1 protein-coding gene is annotated in these 328 nt (G+C 43.0%); it reads left to right on the top strand.

Annotated features, from left to right (window positions below):
• A partial coding sequence (locus NU887_RS21145; protein WP_420839810.1) for a DUF7507 domain-containing protein occupies positions 1-328 on the top strand: 328 nt, incomplete at both ends.

The following is a 328-nucleotide window of genomic DNA, read 5'->3' as shown; positions in this document are numbered from 1 at the left end:
GTGACCAATACCGGAAACGTGACTTTGAGCAATATTGCTGTAAGCGATCCATTGACAGGTTTGAACACCTCTATTCCAAGTCTTGCTCCTGGATCAAGTGAATCCATTTCAACATCTTATACAATCAATCAAAGTGATATTGATGCAGGAAAAGTGGACAACACCGCTTCCGCTGCTGTCGGTTCAGTAAATGTCTCGGCTTCCGAATCTGTTTCCGCAACACAGTCACCTTCACTTTCCATCACTAAGACTGCAACTGAAAACACATTTGCCGCTATCGGTAATGTATTGAACTATACCATTGTCGTGACCAATACAGGTAACGTGA

Origin of the sequence: Aquiflexum gelatinilyticum, assembly GCF_024741135.1 — a bacterium.
In the GTDB taxonomy this organism is placed as follows: Bacteria; Bacteroidota; Bacteroidia; order Cytophagales; family Cyclobacteriaceae; genus Cognataquiflexum; species Cognataquiflexum gelatinilyticum.
Note: the sequence above shows the minus strand (reverse complement) of the source record. Positions and strands in the feature narration are given on the sequence as shown.